This is a genomic window from Shewanella sp. TC10, assembly GCF_009663145.1.
GTDB lineage: Bacteria > Pseudomonadota > Gammaproteobacteria > Enterobacterales > Shewanellaceae > Shewanella.
Genome location: NZ_VKHR01000007.1, coordinates 62600 through 84462, shown reverse-complemented (window position 1 = coordinate 84462; position 21863 = coordinate 62600). Strand labels below are relative to the sequence as shown.

Sequence of the window (21863 nt, the reverse complement as noted above, 5' to 3'; positions counted from 1 at the left end):
GCGGCTTATCACTAATAAATTAAACGGTTAAATAGATTAATTTAGAAAGTGTGGTTGTATTGCAGTGAGAAGTAGTTTGCGCCTGATTCTGTATAAGCACTCACTTGACCGACTAGTGCGCTATCTTCTAATACATGCACTTTTTCACCAGCAACTAGAGTGTAACCAAAATCAATACTTGATTTATTAGTCAAGTTATAAGTGAAACCTGCTGAATACCACATGCGGTCTGAGTCAGGAATTGACAATGATGATACTTCGCCAACTACGCCTTGATCACTGGCTATACCAGCACGAACAGTCCAAGTTTCATTGATGTCGTATGTTGCACCAAGGCTTAAGAACCAAGAGTCTTTCCAGTTATAATGCTTGATAACATCATTAGCAGTGCCAAGATCACCATCTACAACACTGATGTTGTCAAATGAACTCCACTGAGTCCACTGTGCGGTGTAATGGATAGCAAACTTATCCGTTAACTGATGGAAACCTGCAAGCTGTGCGATATCGGCAATTGGAATTTCAATGCTGTCAAAGTTTTGTGGTAACAAAACAGAAGGGTTATACATGATGTCGCCACTAGCTTCCATTTGTGGGCTATAGCGGTAACTCAAACCAATTCTGTTATTTTCGTTAAACTCATAAGCTAAACCAACGATACCACCAACAGCCCAGCCGTCAGCTTCAACGTCAACTAGATTTAGCGGCATGTCACCAAGGCCGATATCTATATTACCGTTACGTGTTAATGTTCCAGAACCATATACAGCATCAAGGCCTAAACCTAGGCTTAATGAATCGTTAATACGGTATGACACGCTAGCGTTGAAGTTAATTGTGGTTACTTCAGTATTACCCAATAAATCGATCGGTGTATTGAAGTCATGACCACTATTTAGTGATGAAAGATCAGTACCGGTACCGTAGTTTGAGAAGGCTGCAACACCGTATGCCCACGTATCGTTGATAGGGCTAATGTAGTAGAAGTTAGGGATGAATTTAGCTTCTGCAGCATTATCCATACTTCCAATATGATTGTCGCCATATTGAACATCAGTCACTTCAACTTGAACGTCTGCGTACGAAGCACCAATTGAAAGTGCCTTCTCATCAAACAATGCCATTGCTGCAGGGTTACGTGATAATACAGACGCGTTATCAGCGATGATTGCATCACCAGCCATAGCACGGCCAATACCAGTTGCTGATTGGCTGTTTAATTGGAAGCCTGCAGCCATTGATTGTGTGCTAGCTAGCGTTACCGCTGCTGCTAGTAGAGTCTTGTTGAATTTAGTCATCATTTTAATCTCATCGTTGTACGTCAGTTTATTAATTTGCTCAGTACTCAATCTTGCTTGGTACTGGGCTCCCCAATTAACACCAACTTTAATAATGCGGGCATATTAGGTAACAGTTGTTACCTCTACAACTCCGACCAGTTGCTAGTTATTGTTACTGTTAAGTTAATTTCTTCTTTTGACGTATTTAGGTCAATTTGAGTAAATACTCTATAAACGCTGTACTGTAGGGCAGTTGTGAATTTGGATCTGGAGGCTGAAATATTATAACGAAATAACGAGTAACAAGTGAGTAACAAGATTATTTTGTAAAAAAGCGTACAAGTGTACGCTGAGAGGTCCGATTACCAGTTTTGAACCAGTAATCGAACCTTTTGGAGATTAAAGCGAAGCTTTAAAGTTAGCGAATTGAGTCTTAATTGTCTCTGCAGGAGGGGAAAGCTTACTGACAACAACACCTACGATAGTCGCAAATAAGAAGCCTGGTAAGATTTCATATAAGTCGAATAGACCGCCAGAAAGCTGTTTCCATACGACTACAGTGATTGCACCAACAAGAATAGTGGCGATAGCACCATTACGACTATAGCCTTGCCAAAATAGTGACATTAGCACCACTGGCCCGAATGCTGCGCCAAATCCTGCCCATGCATAGCTCACTAACTCAAGAACTTTACTGTCAGGGTCAAGTGCAATAACAATTGCGATGATGGCAATAGCGAGTACCCCAAAGCGGCCAACGAGCATTAACTCTTTATCTTTTGCTTCAGGACGTAACCATTTACGGTAGAAGTCTTCAGTGATTACACTAGAACAAACCAATAACTGTGAATCGATGGTGCTCATAATGGCTGATAAAATTGCTGCGATTAAGATACCGCCAATCCAAGGATTAAATGCCACTTGTGCTAAATGAATGAAAACGGTTTCAGAATTAGCTAATGGTGCATCAGCAAAATAAATCGTACCAGCTATACCTGTTGCTAATGCGCCAATTAATGCAACAACCATCCAGCTCATTGCAATGCGGCGTGATAGCGGGATGTCATCTGGGCTGCCGATTGCCATAAAGCGAGACAGAATATGTGGTTGGCCGAAGTAACCTAAACCCCAAGCGAGTAGTGACACCAGACCAATCGTCGTCATATTGCTGTGTAAGAAAGACAGCATTTTCGGATCGAGAGTTTCTAAAGCCACTTGCGTATCTGGTTTACTGAAAATTGCAATAGGCACGATTATCAATGCCAGAAGCATCAAGCAGCCTTGAAAAAAGTCAGTCCAGCTTACCGCGAAGAATCCACCAACAAAGGTGTAAGCGACAATGATGACTGAGCCAATCATTAGCGCGATAGTGTAATCTAAACCGAAAATCTGTTCGAATAAGATGGCGCCACCAACCATACCTGAAGAAGTATAGAAGGTGAAAAAGACCAAAATTGTGATTGCTGAAACCAGCTTTAAAACACCTTGCTTATCTTCAAAGCGTTTTTCGAAAAACTCGGGGAGGGTGAGAGAGTTGTCTGCTGCTTGCGTGTATATACGTAGACGCTTTGCTACAAATAGCCAGTTTAGCCATGCGCCAAATACTAAACCGAAGCCAATCCATGCTTCACCTAAACCACCTAAATATACTGCGCCCGGTAAACCGAGTAATAACCAACCTGACATATCAGATGCACCGACACTCAGTGCTGTGACTGCGGGGCCCATTTTACGACCACCTAGAATATAATCGTCAACTGTGTCTGTTTTGCGGTAGGCCCAATAGCCTATGCCCATCATAAGGGCGAGATATCCAATGAATGTAATTAGAATTGGAGCTTCAATTGCCATGCTACTTCCGTATTGTTCTCTTTATTGTGCGGCATATGCTAACAGATGTTTGACATAGTGCACAATTTTGAAAGGAAGTATGAAGAGTTATTGACCGGCCAATGAAATTTCATTAGCCGTTTTGTGATAGTTATGTACGTTAAGTATATGAATTTAGATGAAAGTTTGCTCAATCTCGTTTTTTACGTATTGTAAGTCTTCATCCTGTTCACCAACTAATAACATGAAGGTTTCAGCGGTCTGAAATCCTAAGCCTTGATAGTTCTGATCTGCGAACGATTCTTCAGTCACCATCCTGTTTTCGGCAGGAATAATAAATAGGGTGACTTTACCTTGTTCACCTTCCATCACAAGGTGCAAACTCTTTACTCCTTGGAAATCACAATAAGAAGTGTAAAACACTTTACCTGGTTGTTGGATGAACTTGGCTTTTTCTAATCCACCAATGCCAGCGAGTTTAAAGTTTACATCTTCAAATCCGACATTTTGATCTACAGCCATCGCCTTGGGCTCATGGTAAACATGTGCAAGAGCGTGTTCTGCTAAATCAACGGGCGTGAAACGCAACATGCTGAAACTCAATCCAATCACTAAAGCAACTGAAGCTGCCATCGCCATGAGGTAACGAGTATGTTTCTTTTGCTGCTGATGTTGAGTGAGCTGTTGACGTAAAATCAATTTGTCAGCTAAGTCATCAGGCACGTCAATATTGAGCGCGCTAGTGAGTTTACTGTCTAATGACTTTAAATCATTCACGAGCTTTGCATCGGACTCAGACGCTGCAATCTGTTCCAAGAATGCTTCATCTTGGCTATTTGGGTCACCATATGCTTGGCGACGAAATTTTAGATCATCCATTTGATTGACCTCTAACTTCAGGAGACTCTAAAGCGTCTTTTAATTGATTACGGGCACGAAATAATCGCGTCATGACGGTATTTCTATTGAGTTCTAATAAATCAGCTATTTCTTCACCACTAAAGCCACCGATAAGTTGCAGTAAAAGTGGTTCACGATATTCCACTTCTAAAAGACCAATTTGCTTACGTAGCCAATATTGCTCAGTTTGCTCTTCTGTGGTTGATGACTTTTCATCTTCAAGCAACTCTTGCTCTACATCACTGTAGTCAAATTGCTTGCGCTCAAAACGACGTGCGTTTTCACGACGTAAAATAGTGATGAGCCATGCTTTTGCGGCTTTATCATCTTTTAACGAATCTAAAGCACGCCAAGCGCGAAGAAAGGTTTCTTGAGTGACGTCTTCAGCAATATGTTTATCCCCAATTAACCAATAGGCATATCGGAAGATGTCAGTGTGAAGTGCCTTGACGAGGCTGTCGTATCGTCGCTGTTTAGTTAGCATGTCAGATAAGACCGTGGGTTCGGACTTTTTATTTCGCAAGCTATCGAACATTTTATGACTTATTGTTAAATATTATGTTCGATAGCTTAAAAGGTTAGCTGTGAATAGCAAGTATAAATACGCTTAAGGGTTAAGAGAACTCAGTGGGGAGCTGGTATTTTGCTGTTGATTTATATCGGTTTGTTCGATGGCTTTTAACAACATATTCTTATCAATAAGAGCACTAGATTGGCTGTATTTAGCTTGTTGTAGCTGATGAATTGCTGCTGATAATTGATCAGATAAATTGGCTATATCAGACAATGTCATCGATTTAGCGAGCTGAGCACTGTAAAACTGTTGCAGTAGGGCAATGACTAAAGTGACATCATTATTGTCGCAAGCTTGGGCAATTTGACTCATATCAGTAGCCGGTTTTATCTGAGTGGTGGCAGGTTTTTCAGTTGTCGTAATAAGGTGTTTTTTACTGCGAGCATTAATCCACAGCGCTAAAGTAATTAACCATAACGTTGCAAACAATAAAGTCAGCCAAGGCCAAATGCCAGAGGTTTCATTTGTTGTTTCAGTTGCTTCTATGGTTGGAGCAGGGGCGGCTGCAATGCTGCCTGTTATGGTGACCGTTCTTGCCGGAATTGTTGCGTATTGCTGCTGACGTAAATGCGGATTCCACCAAGGTATGGTAATTTCAGGTAGAGTAAATTCCCCAGGCTTTGTTGGCACAATTGCACTGGTTAAACTGTATTGAGCAATCACTTGATTTTCACGGACTACAGTCTGTCTTACAGGCTTCTCTGGGTAAGATTTTAATCCATCTGGCATATCAATTTTGATATCAGGTAAGCTATTACTATTGGCATTGGATGCAACCACATTAATGGTGCGGGTTATCGGCGTACCAATCTCGAATTCATTACCTTGCTCTTCAGGCCAAACTTCTTTAGCGATAAGCAAATCACTCACAAGCCAGTCCCCTTGATAAACATCAGGGATCGGGTTAATCGTCACTTGAGTATTTTCAGCTTTTGCTTGCATTGGACGGCTTTCATTAAAACCAAACATACCACCGCGCCTTGGGGCTTCAATCAGAATATCACCAGAAAATCCTGCGCCTTTGATGGCTAACGTCCCTGCGGTATCAGCGATAATAGAATAGGTTCTTTCAATCACTCTAAAGCGTCGGCCATCGACCACTTCAACACCATCTTTATCTTCACCGATTTGCTTGATTTCAGCGCCAGCAATTTCGGGGGCACTTATTACACCGCGTTGGAGTTCTGCTGCTAAAAATAGCTTAACTTTGTAGGTTATCAATTGCCCGACATAGGCTTCATTGGTGCTGAGTTCACCTTCGACAAATAAATTGCGCATCTGTTGAGGCTGGCTACCCGCTTTTGCAACGGTTAAGTTAATTGGGTTGGACTTTACTCCCTCCATGGTGAAGGAGGGAATCGTTACTGTGCCTGCGTTTTTGGCAGACAGTAAAACTTGCCAGCGGGTTTCTTTAGTGGCATCAAAATTTACGATTTGAGTGCTTCTACCGACACTGGTTCGACCGACCACAAAATCTTTTAATAGCATAGATGTGTCTAATGAACCGGCATTGAGATCAGCATCAGCTGTAACGTTTAATACAAAGTACTCACCTTGCATTACTGGGTTTCGGTCTACAGTCGCTTGGATTTGACTGACTGCGAAAACTTGCCCTGTAAAAAGAATTGCAAGAAGGGCGATAACGATTCTATTTACCACTGTTGTTTATCCTTAGGCAGTTGGCCGCTTTGGCGACGCTTTTGGTATTCCAATTGCATTTTATTTCTGATCAGCACTTGCGGATCTTCACTCACTGCGCGAAGAGCCCGCTCTAAATCTGCCGGTAATGGCTCTTCAGCTAATTGAGACGATGCGACAGCTTGAGAAGGTTCAGCCTGTTGATCAGATTCTTCACTTTGTGCAGGTTCTGGCTGAGCTTTGGCGTTGGCTTGCTGCTCTTCAAGAGACTCTTCAGATGTTGCTTCTGGTTGAGCATTAGCTTCAGCTTGCATCTTCGCTTCGTTTTCTGTTTGTTGCTCTTCAGTGGACTGGCTTTGTGAAGAAGGAGATTGAGATTGATCTTCTTCATTTCCTTGCTCGCTACTTTCTTGTTTACTACTTTCTTGCTCGCTCGTTTGCTGGTCATTTTCTTGCTCAGCACTTTTCTGCGAAGAGTCTTGTTGTGAAGAGTCCTGTTGTGAAGAGTCTTGTTCAGAACTGTCTGACTGCTCCTGCGATTGACTGTCATTGTTATCGCTTTGGTCACCATTTTCATTTTGATTAGCGCCGTCACTAGAAGATGAGTCCCCGTTTTGAGAGTCGCCATTGTCTGAATCATTTTGATCAGATTGATTTTGGTCTGAACCATCACCAGATTGTTGTTCCTGTTGTTGCTTCATCTGCTGAGCTAACTCCAGGTTTTTTTGCGCTTGAGGAAAATCAGCTTGTTGAGTCAACGCCTCTTTATAACGGTTAATCGCTTCATCAAGTTTGTTTAATTGCATTAAACTATTGGCTTGATTGTATAAACCACTGGCTGAGTTGTCTTGCTCAAATCCAGCTAACGCATTTTCATAGTCGCCTGCTTTATACTGCGCACTGGCTTGCCATAGCGGCTGGTTAAATTGCTCGGCGGCGCTGGCATAATCTTCAGCAGATTGTGCTTGGTTAAAGGTGTTGCTTGCTTGTTGGTCTTGAGTTTTCCATAAATCATCCCAAGTATTGGCCATAACAGGACTTGGTTGAAACAATAAGCCTAATGTAAAAGCTGTAAATACTGGCACTAAAGTAAACCTAAAGCTCAGTAAGATGGGGATAATTAATAACATGGCAATATAAGGTCCTAAATCTTGCCAAGCCTCACCTTCAAGCTCTGTTGCTTTGGCGTCGCCATCATTGGCTAACCAGTTTTCTAATCTGCTTAATGAACTGCCGTCAGCTGTTGCGGGGATCATTAATCCACCTGTTGGACTGACTAATTTTTCTAATAACTTAAAACCGGTTTTATCAATGACGATTTCGCCTCTGTTATCACGCATTAATTGGCCATCAGGGAGTTGTATCGCAGCGCCTTGTTGGGTTCCAAATGCCATGACTGAGACTCGATATCGACTGTTATCAAGTACTTTGGCTGCATCGGTATATTGCTGCGGATTCACGCCATCTGTCATGATGATAATGTCACCAGTGATATGACCGCCTTGGGATAATAACTGTTGTGCAAGTTCGATAGCCGCAGATAAATCTGACCCTCTTACTGGCATAATATCTGGGGTCAGTGTTGGCAACAGGTTAAGCAATGTTGACTTATCACGTGTTAACGGACTAATGGTAAAGGCATCACCAGCGAATGCAATTAAGCCAGTCTCACCTTCAGATAAGTTGGTTAAAAAGTCAGTCGCTCTAAATTTGGCTTGGGATAATCGGTTAGGTTTTTGGTCAGTGGCGTACATAGATAAAGACATATCCATAACAAGCACACGACCTTGCTCGTTGCTGTAAACCGGCAAACTTTGTTTATTGACAGCAGGACCTGAAATGGCAATGACTGCGATAAACCAACACAACATCAGTAGCCATTTAGGCTGCTTTTTTACTTGGTTAGTTTCGCTGATTAAGGTATTGGCTAAATGTGGAGCGATATAACTTTGCCAAGCTGAATTGTTTTGCTGGCTACGCCACAAAAATAATCCAATCGCGATTAGCGGTACAAGACCGAATAACCATTCTGGTCGAATAAAATGTAAGCTCATTATCGACCTCCCGAAGGTGTTGTGGCTTTGACATTTTGTCGAGCTAAGGTATTGAATTGGCTTCTAACACTGATAAATACACTTACAAGCAACGCGAAAAATAATGGCCAGTAAAACAATTCACTTTTGGGGCGATAGGTCAGTTGGTCGCGACTAACGGGTTCTAGCTCATCAATTTTTTGATAAATTTGCGCCAATTCTTCACTGTTTCGTGCTCTAAAATAATGGCCATTAGTCATGTCTGCGAGGCTTTGCAATTGGTCTTCATCTAGATCTAATGATGGGTTCACACGCTCAGTGCCAAATATACTGCGGCGCTCTAATACCTCTGCGCCAACACCTACGGTATAAATAGTGACATTACGTTTAGCAGCAATTCTTGCTGCAACTTCTGGCTCAATATTACCCGCATTATTTGAACCGTCAGTGAGCAGGATTAATACTCTATTGCTGTCATTCACCATGTCAAAACGTCTTACAGCAAGGGCTATGGATTCACCGATTGCTGTTTGTTTACCGACTAATCCTATTTCACTATCCGCAAGGAACTTAGCAACAGAGCGCCTATCTTGTGTTAATGGGGCTTGAAGGTAAGCATGATCGGCAAATAAAATGAGCCCGAGTCTGTCACCGTTACGTCTTTCGATAAAATCCCCAATAACATGCTTGATTAGGGTTAATCTATCTACCGTTTTTCCATCAACAATCATGTCTTCAATTTGCATACTGCCGGATAAATCAACCGCCAACATGACATCTCGACCTTCAGAAGGTAGCTCTATTGGCTCACCTAACCACTGCGGACGTATTAAAGCGCATAGTAAGCATAACCACATCAGCCAATACGCTTTTCGACTCGGCTTATGTTGACTGGTTGACACTTGCTGCTCGGTATTGCCAATACCTGGTAGCTGCAAGTGGCCGCCACTATTTTTTGCGACTTGCTTTTGTTTGAACAAAAATGGCAGCGGTAATAACAGAAGTAACCATGGCCAGGCTATTGAGAACATGCCGCCTCCGTATGCTGTTTACTAGGAGTATTTGGCGTGATTTGAGCAAGTGAACTGAAGCGACTGGACTTATTTAGCCAGCTTTGTGTTAAACCGTTAAGTTGTTGCGACTCTTGGTCGGTGAGGCCATTTTTTTGATAACGTTTCTTAAGTAACTCGCTCAATTGTTCTGCTTCATTTTGAGGTAAACGTAGCCCTAACCAAGCATACCAAAGCTCACCATCTAGCTTGGCAAACTCAGCTCGTGGAAAGTAACTCATGGCCACTCTTTTTAATAGCGTGTTGATGTCTACGGCATATTGAGACGATGAAATGTTCAATAACTCAAATTCTGCCAACGCCGCTTTTCTTGGTACATGGTAACGACGATGCTGATTGAATTTAATCACAGCAGCAATGATGGCGACAATAATCAAAAGGGCGAGTATCCAAAACCCAGGGGCTATAGGGAGTTGGCTTATTTGTTCTGGAAGGACAATGTCTTCTAGTTGCGATAATGCAGGATTAGCTTGAGCAGTATTCATTTAGCGTAATACTTCCAATTGTTCACTGAGACTTTTGCCTGCATCGATAAATCGAGTCGGGACTTTAATCATTTTCATTAGTTCGATAAATTGCTGTTGGCTTGCAAGTTGAGCGTTAAGCCAATCATCATAACTGTTTCGAGTGAGGGTAAGTTGCTGCTTTCCATCTCTAACGGGCAAAGTAAATCGTTTTGGTAATGCTAGTGTACCTTGCCTTAATGGATCGCTAATAACAAAAGCGCCGACATCACAATGGCGCTTAAGCTCAGTCAGCGCAGCTAAACATTCTTGAGTAAAGTGCTGACCATCGGTAATAATCCATACCAATGAACCCGGCTTAGCTATACGCTGTAAGCGCTGACAAGCGCGGAGTATATGCTTTGGATCTTGAGGTAATTCATCAAAATGGTTTAGCTGGTTTGCATGCATTTTTATCAGTGCTGAAGTGAGCTGCAAGATCCCTTGCCTGCGACTTCGAGGTTTTAATTCAAGGTGTTCAGTTTCACTGGCAATAAAGGCTCCAAGACGATCACCATGATTAATGGCATTCCACCCCAGTGTAGCAGCAACATGCGCCGCTTGAACTGACTGCAGTAATAGACGTGAGCCAAAAAACAAGCTGTGGCTAAAATCCACAAACAAGATAATTGGTCGTTCACGTTCTTCGACAAACAGTTTGGTATGTGCCTTACCTGTTCGAGCTGTAACTCGCCAATCAATGGTTCTGACATCATCACCGTTTTGATAATGGCGAACTTCAGCAAATTCCATTCCGCGGCCTTTTATCAGGCTACTACGATGACCTGCTTGGCTAGCTTTTGCTCGGCTACGTTTATCCGGCATTGCTCGCGCAGTGCTTTGACAGCTAATAAGTTCCTGTTCGTTGAGGTTTACGCCATTACTAAATAATGGCAATGCTCCCTCAACGGGTTGTTCAACTGGCATAGTGAAAACGTTCCAACTTTAAGGCGTTAAAAATAACAATGCTTAAGAGTGATGTACTCAAGCTTAATACGCTCTCATTAAAGGTACTCAAGCTTAAGCTACTCAAACTAAGTTACTCAATCTAAGTGACTCAATTTAAGGCACAGCTACTTGGCTTAAAATGTGGTTTATTACGTGATCTGCATTTATGCCTTCAGCTTGTGCTTGATAACTCAGTAATAAACGGTGTCTTAGCACATTTGGCGCAACGGCTTGAATATCTTCAGGAGAAACAAAATCACGCTGTTGTAGCCATGCTCGAGCGCGTGCACATCGTTCTAATGAAATTGAAGCGCGGGGGCTCACACCATACTCTAGCCATTTCGCAAGCTCAGGGCTGTATCGCTCAGGCTGACGAGTTGCCATGATGATTTCAACAATATAGCTTTCAAGAGGTTCAGCTAAATATAGCTCCATTGCTTGCTCACGAGCAGCAAAAACATCTGATTGCGCCACAGGCTCAATGGTAGGTAGCTGTTTAGTGACGGCTTCATTGCGTGATTGGCGTAAAATTTCACGTTCAGTTTCAGCACTTGGGTAATCTAAGTTTAAGTGCATTAAAAAGCGGTCTAATTGGGCTTCTGGTAATGGGTACGTTCCTTCATTTTCTAGTGGGTTTTGTGTTGCCATCACTAAGAATAAGTCTGGAAGAGGGTAGCTATTTTTACCAACGGTCACTTGGCCTTCAGCCATTGCTTCAAGCAGTGCAGATTGCACTTTAGCTGGGGCACGGTTAATTTCATCGGCCAATATGAGGTTATGGAAAATTGGCCCAGCTTCAAATTCAAACGTTGCCGTTTGAGCGCGATAGATATCAGTACCGGTTAAATCGGCAGGTAATAAATCAGGGGTAAATTGAATGCGGTGGAAATCGCCTTCAACGCCATCGCATAGTGCTTTTACAGCTCGTGTTTTGGCAAGACCTGGAGGCCCTTCTACTAATAAGTGACCATCGGCAATAAGTGCGATGAGCAAGTTCTCTGTTAATACAGGCTGTCCCAAAATGACATTATCTAAATAAGCGCGTAAGGAATGAAATCGACTCAAAGGCATGATGATACTCAGTTATTTTCGAAATTTATTCTATTTAAACCCATGTTAATGAATTTCATTAGCCTTTGGCTAGTATGATTAACAGATTTTCATTTTTAATTGTTAGTTATGAAAGTTGGAGTGAGTTAAGTCAACTAATAATGCTTATATATTCGATGAATAAAACAATTTAAAGTTAAAGCTCTAAATTTTAACTTTATGATTTTATGAGGTTTATAGCTTAATGTTATCGATGTTTTGTATTTTATTTGAGCTTATTTTCATACGGATGTTTAAAACTTGGCAATTAAAAGTTAGAATCAGATCACACTTTTATGGTCAGACCAGATCTGCCCGACAAAATAGATATTCACTGATAAGCCATTTTAAGGCTAAACAATTAAAAGAGGGTGAACAATGAGTGATAGACAACAAGTAACCAACGCCCGCGGAGAGCGCATTGCAATCGTTGCGGGATTACGTACCCCATTTGCAAAACAAGCCACTGCTTTTCACGGCGTATCAGCATTAGATATGGGCAAAATGGTGGTTAATGAATTGCTATCTCGCTCAGAGTTAGATCCTAAGACCATCGAACAACTCGTGTATGGTCAAGTTGTGCAAATGCCTGCGGCGCCAAATATTGCTCGTGAAATTGTGCTTGGTACTGGAATGGATGTATCAACAGATGCATATAGCGTGACGCGTGCATGTGCAACCAGTTTTCAATCGGCTGTTAACGTAGCTGAATCAATTATGACAGGCAATGTTGAGATCGGTATTGCTGGTGGTGCAGATTCATCGTCAGTATTGCCTATCGGCGTATCGAAAAAGTTAGCCCATGCGTTAGTTGATTTAAATAAAGCCCGTACATTTAAACAAAAGTTTGCCATTGCTCGACGCCTTGGTCTTAAAGACTTAATGCCTGTACCGCCAGCGGTAGCAGAATATTCAACAGGCTTGTCGATGGGACAGACTGCTGAGCAAATGGCAAAGACCTATGGCATTAGCCGTGCTGATCAAGATGCATTGGCGCATCGCTCGCACACATTGGCTACAGAAACCTGGAACACAGGTAACTTACGTGACGAAGTGATGACCGCTCATGTGCCGCCTTACAAACAGTTTATTGATCGCGATAATAATATTCGTGAAAACTCAGTGCTTGAGTCTTACGCAAAACTGCGTCCTGCTTTTGACCGTAAACATGGTTCTGTTACCGCTGCTAACAGTACTCCATTAACAGATGGTGCTTCTGCCATTATTCTGATGAGTGAAGGCAGAGCTAAAGCTTTAGGTTATGAACCTATTGGTTACATTAAGAGTTATGCGTTTACAGCGATTGATGTATGGCAAGACATGCTAATGGGACCTTCTTACGCTACGCCACTTGCGTTAAAGCGTGCAGGAATGGAATTAGAAGATTTAACTCTGATTGAAATGCATGAAGCGTTTGCTGCGCAAACACTGGCAAATATGCAAATGTTTGGTTCTAAAAAGTTTGCTGAAGAAAAGCTTGGTAGAAACCGTGCAATCGGTGAAATTGATATGAGTAAATTTAACGTATTAGGTGGCTCACTTGCTTATGGACATCCATTTGCGGCTACTGGTACTCGTTTAATTACTCAAGTGTGTCGTGAATTAAAACGACGTGGTGGTGGTACCGGTCTAGCAACAGCTTGTGCTGCTGGTGGCCTTGGCGCAGCAATGATTGTGGAAGTGGAGTAATTCTAATGGAAAAGACATTTAATTTATCTCGCCGTGAAGACGGTATTGCTGTGTTAACAATGGATGTTCCTGGCGAAACCATGAACACGTTAAAAGCAGAGTTTGGTCCTGAAATTAGCGAAATTTTAGCAGAAATTAAACATGATGCTAGCGTGAAAGGTTTAGTGGTTATTTCAGGTAAGGCCGACTCGTTTGTTGCTGGGGCCGATATTAGTATGCTTGACGCATGTACTAGTGTTTCTGCGGCAAAAGAGTTGTCTCAGCAAGGTCATATCGTATTCAACGAACTTGAAAATTTATCTATTCCAGTTGTTGCAGCTATCAATGGTGCTTGTTTAGGCGGTGGTTTGGAGTTGGCATTAGCATGTCATTTGCGAGTATGTACCGATGATAAGAAAACCATTATGGGCGTACCAGAGGTTCAACTTGGATTACTTCCTGGTGGTGGCGGAACGCAGCGTTTACCAAGAAAAGTAGGTATTACTACAGCACTAGATATGATGCTGACAGGAAAACAAATTCGCCCGAAACAGGCCCTAAAAATGGCGCTAGTTGATGATGTTGTTCCTGAGTCAATTTTATTAGATACCGCCATTGCGTTAGCAAAAAAAGGCAAATCAGCCGCTAAAGTTGTTAAAAAGAGTGCGCTAAATAAAGTGCTGGAATCAACGAGTACCACACGGGATATTATCTTTGATCAGGCTGCAAAGCAGGTCATGAAGAAAACTCAAGGAAATTACCCTGCGCCAGCTAAAATCATTGACTGTGTGAAGCAAGGCATGAACAAAGGAATGATTAAAGGTTTAGAGGTCGAAGCAAGTCATTTTGCTGAATTAGTGATGTCGCCAGAATCTGAGTCACTTCGCAGTATTTTCTTTGCAACTACAGAGATGAAGAAAGAAACGGGTGCAGAAGGAGCTGAGCCTCGTAAAGTGAACAAAGCGCTTGTTATTGGTGGCGGGTTAATGGGCGGTGGTATTGCTTCTGTGACTACCACTAAAGCTAAAATCCCAGCTCGTGTTAAAGATATCAACGATAAAGGCTTAAGCAACGCGTTAGCTTATGCATATAAATTACTAGCCAAGGGAGTTAAGCGTCGTCACATGACTCCTGCAGTTAGAGATAACTTAATGGCGCTAATGACAACCACAACTGAATATAAAGGCGTTAAAGATGCCGATATTGTAGTTGAAGCAGTGTTTGAAGATTTAGCGCTTAAGCATCAAATGGTGAAAGATGTAGAGCGAGAGTGTCATGAGAACACTATTTTTGCTTCTAACACTTCATCTTTACCTATTGGTCAAATTGCAGAAGCTGCACAACGGCCTGAAAATGTCATTGGTTTACACTACTTTTCACCAGTAGAAAAAATGCCTTTAGTTGAGGTAATCGCTCATAAAACGACTTCACCTGAAACCATTGCTACCACAGTTGCTTTTGCTCGTAAGCAAGGTAAAACACCGATTGTTGTACAAGATGGTGCGGGCTTTTATGTAAACCGTATTCTTGCTCCTTACATGAATGAAGCAGCGCAAGTTTTACTGTCTGGTGAACAAATTGAGAGCTTAGATAAAGCATTGGTTAAGTTCGGCTTCCCAGTAGGCCCTATCACTTTACTTGATGAAGTTGGCATTGATGTCGGCGCTAAAATTGCCCCAATTTTAACGGCTGAACTAGGCGATCGTTTTAAAGCACCTGACGCATTCGATAAGTTACTTGCTGATGATCGTAAGGGCCGTAAAAATGGTAAAGGCTTCTATCAATACGGTAATAAGAAGTCGAAAGCAAAATTAGTGGATGAATCTGTTTATCAAGTGCTTGGTGTGTCGAATCAAACTACGGGTTCAGCAAGTGACATTGCAATGCGCTGTGTAGTCTTAATGCTAAATGAGGCAGTCCGTTGTCTAGATGAAGGTATTATTGCTAATGCTCGAGATGGAGATATAGGCGCTATATTTGGTATTGGGTTCCCGCCATTCTTAGGTGGCCCATTCCATTATATGGATTCAATGGGCATTGCCACGTTAGTGTCAAAATTACGTCAATATCAACAGCAACATGGTGATAGATTTGAGCCATGTGAAAGATTAGTTCAAATGGCAGAAAGTGGAACTAAATTTTATTAGTCATAATTAATACTTTTAGCTATTGATAAATTAACAAAGCGGCAACATATTGCCGCTTTTTCATGCGAAAGTGGCAGGTTTTAGCCTAAATAATAACCTTGCTGTCTATTTGTATTTTGATTGTTTAGTCGGTGAAGTTAGCAAAATTGAATAGGTTTGGTTATAATCTGAGCGTCAAAGTGAATTTTGAAATAAACGGTTTACTTGCACATTAATGGAATGATGTTAACTGAATGAATTATAGAGGTTTCAGTGATATTTCTACTTATCTTTGTTTCATGTATATCTGGGCTTTATCTGGGTAACCAAGCTTTTTATAATGGCATGGCTGTCAAAAGATGGTCATTAGCTGGTTTGTTGATGGGACCTTTAGCGTATCCGTTATTTAACAGCCACAAATACTTATTGATGAGAAAATTAACCGTCGATAATGAGCAGTCTAATTATTTTTAAGTTAAATAAGCCAATAAAAAAGGGAGCAAATGCTCCCTTTTTTATTGGCTTTGGTTTTCCAGTAGATTATTCAAATCTAACTCCACCAAGCTTTAGCTTTAATCACTTCTAAATGTTCTAAACCTTCAGGTAGTTTAACTTTTTTACGCTGAGGTTGTGCAATACCAAGAGCTTTCTTTAAAGAATTTAACATGATGACTTCCTTAAGCGATGCTTGAGTTGCTGAATTTGATGTTTGGCAGACCAGCGACCTGAGTGTTGCTGAATTTAATGTTTGGCAGACCAGCTACTTGAGTGTTACTAAACTTGATGTTTGGTAGTCCTGCAACTTGAGTGTTGCTGAACTTGATGTTTGGCAGACCAGCTACTTGAGTGTTACTGAACTTGATGTTTGGYAGWCCAGCRACYTGAGTGTTGCTGAATTTAATGTTTGGCAGACCAGCTACTTGAGTGTTACTAAACTTGATGTTTGGTAGTCCTGCAACTTGAGTGTTGCTGAACTTGATGTTTGGTAGTCCTGCAACTTGAGTGTTGCTGAACTTGATGTTTGGCAGACCAGCTACTTGAGTGTTACTGAACTTGATGTTTGGTAGTCCAGCTACTTGAGTGTTACTGAACTTGATGTTTGGTAGTCCAGCTACTTGAGTGTTGCTGAACTTGATGTTTGGTAGTCCAGCTACTTGAGTGTTGCTGAACTTGATGTTTGGCAGACCAGCGACTTGAGTGTTACTGAACCTGATGTTTGGCAGACCAGCTACTTCAGTGTTGCTGAACTTGATGTTTGGTAGGCCGGCGACTTCAGTGTTACTGAACTTGATGTTTGGCAGACCAGCTACTTCAGTGTTGCTGAACTTGATGTTTGGCAGACCAGCTACTTCAGTGTTGCTGAACTTGATGTTTGGCAGACCTGCGACTTGAGTGTTACTGAACTTAATGTTTGGTAGCCCAGCTACTTCAGTGTTTGTGTTGCTGAACTTGATGTTTGGTAGTCCAGCTACTTGAGTGTTGCTGAACTTAATGTTTGGTAAGCCTACTGTCTTAACCCTCTCTGGGTGAATAGTAGGAAGTACTTCCATTGTAATATTAGCAGCAGAAGTCGAAGTTAGAAGTGCAGCTATGATAATTCCGTTAATCATTGTATTAATCTCTCAGTTCAGGGTTAATAAAAAAGTTTATTATTTGACGTCTGAACTGCTAGTTGCACTTGTTGTGCCAATGTTAACTGCTAATGCGTTTTTCCTCTTGTTTGTCGAAATTGATATTCAATAGTGTAGTGAAATCATTTTCTGGAACTGGCTTGCTGAAAATGTATCCTTGGATTTCTTCACATTTTAGCGCTTTCAATATATTGAGTTGAGCATCATCCTCTACGCCTTCTCCGACGACAGATAAGCCCATGTTATGAGCGATGGTGATTATGCTATCAACCATCTTAAGATCTCTATCAGATTTGCTGATGTCATCTACAAATGATTTATCTATTTTTAAACAGTGGATAGGGAAACGTTTCAAATATGATAATGACGAGTAACCTGTACCAAAATCATCTAGCGCAAGTGTTACCCCCATCTTCGCAAGCTGGTTCATTACCTTAATCGCATTTTCTGGATTTTTAATAATTGTGCTTTCAGTTATTTCTAGTTCTAAATGACAAGCAGGTAATTTTGTAAGCTGTAAGACGCTGGAGATACGTTGTTGTAGATCGGGAAGGGCAAACTGTCTAGATGATAAGTTAATCGCTACACGACCATTAAAGATACCTTGCTCACGCCATTTCTGCGCTGCAAAGCAAGCTTTTCGTAACACTAAATCACCGATTTCTACAATAAGGCCATTTTCTTCAGCTAAAGGAATAAACTCATTCGGAGCAATAATGCCATGATCAGGATGAACTAATCTAACTAAAGCTTCCATGCCAACGAGACTATCCTCTTTCAAATCGACTTTAGGTTGATAGTAAACTTCAAATAAATCTTCTTTTAAACCTTCTCGGATTAGATTTTCAACCTCAAGTTGGCGAAGTGCATTCTGATTTAAGGATTCTGAATAGAACTGATAGCGATTACCGCCACCAGCCTTAGCGTGATACATAGCAATATCAGCTTTACGTAATAAGGCCTGTTCATTTTGCTCATCCTCTGGGTAAAGCACGATACCGATACTTAGGCCAACAACTAAAGATTCGTTGTCGATTTTAAATTCTTCTTTAAGTGCGTCTATTATTCGTGAGGCAATTGCAGCACATGAACCGATATCAGGGTTGTGATCAACCAAAATAGCAAATTCATCACCACCTAAACGATATAAGCTGACATGTTTAGGGACATTATTTTGAATACGTTTGGCAACATCAACTAATAACTCATCGCCTATCTGATGACCTAGAGAGTCATTGATACGTTTGAAATTATCTAAATCTAAAACCATCAAAGTATGATGGATATCTTTTTTAACTAAGTTATTAAGAGTCACCTGCAAACTTGAGCGGTTTGGTAAGCCGGTTAAAATATCGCTGTTGGTGAGCTTTCTTAGCTCTTCTTCTTGTTGCTTTCGGCGGGTGATGTCTGAGAAAACCCCTACATAATGGGTGGTTTCACCTTGTTGGTTATATATAGCATCAACGGTAAGTTCCATTAAAAAGTGGCTACCATCACCTTTGTTAGCTTCAAGTTCATTACTCCAACAACCTTGTTGGGAGAGTGAAGCATGTATTTGATTTGAATATGATTCAGGGTAGCGCCCAAAGCTGAAGAGCTGACCAATAAACTCATCACGAGCTTGATTAGTCAGTTCACAACAGGCATCATTCACTTCTACAAAACGGTACTTTTCATCAAGAATAAACATACCTTCTGAGATATTTTCAATAGCACGTTCGAACAAACGCAGTTGTTCCTCAGTTTGTTTGAGGTTATTAATATTCTTTATTGTACCTGTCATACGTACAGGGTTTTCTTTGTGATCCCTTTCAACAATTTTGGCTCTATCGAGGATCCACATCCAAAGGTTTTCACGACTTTTAACTCGATAAGCGACTTCGAAGTGATCAGTTAATCCTTTAAAGTGGTCATTAAGTGCTGTCTTGACCCTATTTTGATCTAAAGGGTGGATATTACTTTCTTCACCAGGTTTTCCTGAGCGCTGACCATCTTGCGGGAATTCTAAAGTTCCCCAAATATTGGAGCGGTATATCTCTCCGGTTTCAATATCCCAGTCCCACATTTCATCGCCACTCCCCCAAAGAGATAGCTTTAATCTTTCTTCGCTTAGTGCGATTTGTTTTTGTATTTGACGACGGCGAAGAATTATTTTAGTTATAATAAACAATAGAATAAAGCATAGTAATGTATAGGAAAGTTTTGCTTCAAAAGAGTAATACCAAGGAGGGGTGACCGTTATTTGAATAGACTTGGTCTCACTTTGTTTTCCTGAAAGTTTATTAATAGCATAAACATGGAAGTTATAAATTCCAGCAGAAAGGTTAGTGTATGTTGCTGAGTTTATATTTTGCGAGGGCAACCAACTGTCATTTAACCCTTCCATTTGATAATAAAAGTCAAACTCTTCTAAAGGTTGTCCTGGAGTAACAAACGTAAAGGTAAAAGGGTAGTCAGAGTATTTTAAGGTTATGTTTCTCTGTTTGTTTATTGGTTTGTTTAAGATTTTTCCACCAATATTTTCTGAAACATTAAATAATGAGAAATCAATCAAAGCTGCATTTGTGCTTCCTGACATTAAAATATCATTATATATTTCATTCGGGTTTACAATGCTGATTCCTTTAGTGCCTCCAAATAAAGAGTAATCTCCAATATGTAATGAAGCTAAAGAGTTATAATCGCTTTGAGAACCGTTTCTATTTGTTAATTTTAAATTTTTAAAGCTGGTTTTATTCGTTATATTTAGTTCCATCGCTGAGGCTGAAACTAAAAAATTATCGAAAATCTCTATCGAGTATATTAGTTTGTTATGTCTAAATATTTCTTTTAGCTCGTTAGTTTGGATATTCAGCTTTAACAAAGAGTTTCTTGTACCAAAGTAGAGCTCATTTTCATCAAACTTTAATGTGGTAACCATACTTTCAGAGAATATTTTCTCTGTATTACCATCTTTAATTTTGAATAACCCACCTTGAGATGCTATCCAAAGTTCATTGTTTTTTTCAATTAAATCGAATATTGGATATCTTTCACCAGTAGTCAAGGTGTCGGTAACTGTAGAGTTTTCTATAACAAATACTTTTCCATTGATAGTAGAAGCATATATTTTGTCTTTGCTCTCACTTACTTGTACATTACTAATATGTCTATTTAATATTTGAACGGTCTCTAAAGTCGAAAGGTCTGTTTTAGTTAAACCTGTAATATTCCCTGTATAGAGTTGGTTGTTTAAAACTTTTATCGATTTTGGGCCTGATGCGTTTTCAATCGTTACTGAATATAAATACTTTAGAGATTTGTCTAAAACTCTTACATCCAAAGAGTCTGTTGCTAAAAATATGTTTTCATCTGTTTGTGTAATAGCCCAAATGTTTTCTTTAATAAATTTTGAGTTTTTTATAAGATTTCGATTTCTATCTATTTTAATGACACCTAAATTGACATCGGTTATAAAAATGGCAGATTTAGTTTCTTTTATATAAGGGCGTTTTCTTGATGCATCTTGTTCGATAAACCCTATTTTCTTTATTCTGTTATTACTATCTATCCTTACAATATCGGAGTCTATTATTGAAGTTAACTCATCACCGTTTCTTGATGGTTCAAGGTAGGTCATAACAATATCTGATACTTTTTCTTTGTTGTTATTTTTTATACTGTACAAGCCATCATTAGTAGATATAAATAATTTATTTGAAATAATTCCAATGTCATTGGATTTGTAAGCAACCGTTGATAGCTTATTATCTTCTAACTTAAAAACAATACCATTATAATTTCGAATAAAGAGGCTGTTACCTACTTCAATGACCTTTTTAACCTCTTGTAAAACCTCACTGTTAAACTCCCATAATACTCTAGTTAGGTTATCGCTTAATATTAAAATTTTATTATTTAAACCTATAGCTATTCCTTTAGATAGAGGTGCTATTGACCAAATGGCTTCTGACAGAGGTTTATTATCAATTTCTATTTTTGTAAATGATTCGGATTCATCATCGTATATTGCTAAACCTAAATCAGTACCAACAATTATCCTGTTTTGGTTGTCTACAATTAAAGTTTTAATGAAAGAGCTTGGTAAGTTTGAGCGGCCATCTTCAGCAAAAAAGTGTTTAAAATTTGTTCCGTCAAAGCGATTTAAACCGTTTACAGTTCCTAACCAGACAAACCCGTCTTTGTCTTCAACTATGCTAGTAACTGTTACTTGTGATAAGCCATCTTCGGTATTATAAATTTCGGTATTAAGAGTGAGATCATAATTAGTACCAGAATCAGCAAAAGCGAGACCCGTTAAAGCATGGGCTAGGAGAAATGTACAAATCAAGAACCGACTTATCATCTGCATAAAAAGTATACTTTTATCTTCTGTAATCTAGAATTATTCAAGGTAATACTCCACTTTTTCAGAAAGTTAATACTTTGTCAAAAATTGGTAAGAATAAAAAAAATATATTTCAATTACCTGTATTAATTTTATACAAACAAAGGCTTGCAATGATTAAAAAATGAACTCTATCATCTTCAATTGTCGCAAATACTAGTTTTTTACACTGTAAAAATAGTTGTT

At 40.2% G+C, this 21863-nt stretch carries 14 protein-coding genes; 2 read left to right on the top strand and 12 right to left on the bottom strand.

Annotated features, from left to right (window positions below; translation table 11 throughout):
* Positions 1–41: 41 nt before the first annotated feature.
* From FNZ24_RS04035 to FNZ24_RS03990, 10 genes are all read right to left on the bottom strand, one after another.
* A complete protein-coding gene (locus FNZ24_RS04035; RefSeq protein WP_153913170.1) occupies positions 42–1298 on the bottom strand; it encodes an OmpP1/FadL family transporter in 1257 nt (418 codons plus the stop codon).
* Between the two features lie 381 nt (positions 1299–1679).
* On the bottom strand, positions 1680–3131 hold the full coding sequence (putP, locus tag FNZ24_RS04030) for a sodium/proline symporter PutP (protein WP_153913138.1): 1452 nt from the start codon (positions 3129–3131) through the stop codon (positions 1680–1682).
* Between the two features lie 153 nt (positions 3132–3284).
* Complete coding sequence (locus FNZ24_RS04025; RefSeq protein ID WP_153913137.1) at positions 3285–3989, bottom strand: DUF3379 domain-containing protein; 705 nt, start codon at positions 3987–3989, stop codon at positions 3285–3287.
* Positions 3982–4545, bottom strand: coding sequence for a sigma-70 family RNA polymerase sigma factor (locus FNZ24_RS04020; protein WP_153913136.1), 564 nt, complete (start codon positions 4543–4545; stop codon positions 3982–3984). The genes FNZ24_RS04025 and FNZ24_RS04020 overlap by 8 nt, the downstream gene beginning before the upstream one ends.
* 72 nt (positions 4546–4617) lie before the next feature.
* Positions 4618–6243: a BatD family protein gene (locus tag FNZ24_RS04015; RefSeq protein ID WP_228768369.1), complete on the bottom strand. Its 1626-nt coding sequence runs from the start codon at positions 6241–6243 to the stop codon at positions 4618–4620.
* Complete coding sequence (locus FNZ24_RS04010) at positions 6237–8276, bottom strand: vWA domain-containing protein (RefSeq protein ID WP_153913135.1); 2040 nt, start codon at positions 8274–8276, stop codon at positions 6237–6239. Before FNZ24_RS04010 ends, FNZ24_RS04015 begins: the two co-directional genes overlap by 7 nt.
* Positions 8276–9286, bottom strand: a complete 1011-nt coding sequence (locus FNZ24_RS04005; protein ID WP_153913134.1) for a vWA domain-containing protein — start codon at positions 9284–9286, stop codon at positions 8276–8278. Before FNZ24_RS04005 ends, FNZ24_RS04010 begins: the two co-directional genes overlap by 1 nt.
* Entirely contained in the window at positions 9274–9810 is a 537-nt protein-coding gene (locus tag FNZ24_RS04000) for a DUF4381 domain-containing protein (protein WP_153913133.1), read from the bottom strand. Before FNZ24_RS04000 ends, FNZ24_RS04005 begins: the two co-directional genes overlap by 13 nt.
* On the bottom strand, positions 9811–10755 hold the full coding sequence (locus FNZ24_RS03995; protein WP_153913132.1) for a DUF58 domain-containing protein: 945 nt from the start codon (positions 10753–10755) through the stop codon (positions 9811–9813).
* Positions 10756–10890: 135 nt separating this feature from the next.
* Complete coding sequence (locus tag FNZ24_RS03990) at positions 10891–11847, bottom strand: AAA family ATPase (RefSeq protein WP_153913131.1); 957 nt, start codon at positions 11845–11847, stop codon at positions 10891–10893.
* 396 nt (positions 11848–12243) lie between these two features.
* Between FNZ24_RS03990 and fadI the strand changes: the two genes are divergently transcribed.
* Positions 12244–13554, top strand: coding sequence for an acetyl-CoA C-acyltransferase FadI (fadI, locus tag FNZ24_RS03985; protein ID WP_153913130.1), 1311 nt, complete (start codon positions 12244–12246; stop codon positions 13552–13554).
* Between the two features lie 5 nt (positions 13555–13559).
* On the top strand, positions 13560–15680 hold the full coding sequence (gene fadJ, locus FNZ24_RS03980; RefSeq protein WP_153913129.1) for a fatty acid oxidation complex subunit alpha FadJ: 2121 nt from the start codon (positions 13560–13562) through the stop codon (positions 15678–15680).
* A 656-nt stretch (positions 15681–16336) separates the two neighbouring features.
* Here the strand turns inward: fadJ and FNZ24_RS21455 are convergent.
* On the bottom strand, positions 16337–17269 hold the full coding sequence (locus FNZ24_RS21455; RefSeq protein WP_194944989.1) for a hypothetical protein: 933 nt from the start codon (positions 17267–17269) through the stop codon (positions 16337–16339).
* Positions 17270–17351: 82 nt separating this feature from the next.
* A complete protein-coding gene (locus tag FNZ24_RS03965; RefSeq protein ID WP_153913127.1) occupies positions 17352–21641 on the bottom strand; it encodes an EAL domain-containing protein in 4290 nt (1429 codons plus the stop codon).
* Positions 21642–21863 lie beyond the last annotated feature (222 nt).

Coding starts and splice junctions, on each gene's coding strand:
- fadJ (WP_153913129.1), top strand. CDS start 13,560: ATGGAAAAGACATTTAATTTATCTCGCCGTGAAGACGGTATTGCTGTG.
- putP (WP_153913138.1), bottom strand. CDS start 3,131: ATGGCAATTGAAGCTCCAATTCTAATTACATTCATTGGATATCTCGCC.
- FNZ24_RS04010 (WP_153913135.1), bottom strand. CDS start 8,276: ATGAGCTTACATTTTATTCGACCAGAATGGTTATTCGGTCTTGTACCG.
- FNZ24_RS04020 (WP_153913136.1), bottom strand. CDS start 4,545: ATGTTCGATAGCTTGCGAAATAAAAAGTCCGAACCCACGGTCTTATCT.
- FNZ24_RS03995 (WP_153913132.1), bottom strand. CDS start 10,755: ATGCCAGTTGAACAACCCGTTGAGGGAGCATTGCCATTATTTAGTAAT.
- FNZ24_RS04035 (WP_153913170.1), bottom strand. CDS start 1,298: ATGACTAAATTCAACAAGACTCTACTAGCAGCAGCGGTAACGCTAGCT.
- FNZ24_RS04005 (WP_153913134.1), bottom strand. CDS start 9,286: ATGTTCTCAATAGCCTGGCCATGGTTACTTCTGTTATTACCGCTGCCA.
- FNZ24_RS04000 (WP_153913133.1), bottom strand. CDS start 9,810: ATGAATACTGCTCAAGCTAATCCTGCATTATCGCAACTAGAAGACATT.
- fadI (WP_153913130.1), top strand. CDS start 12,244: ATGAGTGATAGACAACAAGTAACCAACGCCCGCGGAGAGCGCATTGCA.
- FNZ24_RS04025 (WP_153913137.1), bottom strand. CDS start 3,989: ATGGATGATCTAAAATTTCGTCGCCAAGCATATGGTGACCCAAATAGC.
- FNZ24_RS03990 (WP_153913131.1), bottom strand. CDS start 11,847: ATGCCTTTGAGTCGATTTCATTCCTTACGCGCTTATTTAGATAATGTC.
- FNZ24_RS03965 (WP_153913127.1), bottom strand. CDS start 21,641: ATGCAGATGATAAGTCGGTTCTTGATTTGTACATTTCTCCTAGCCCAT.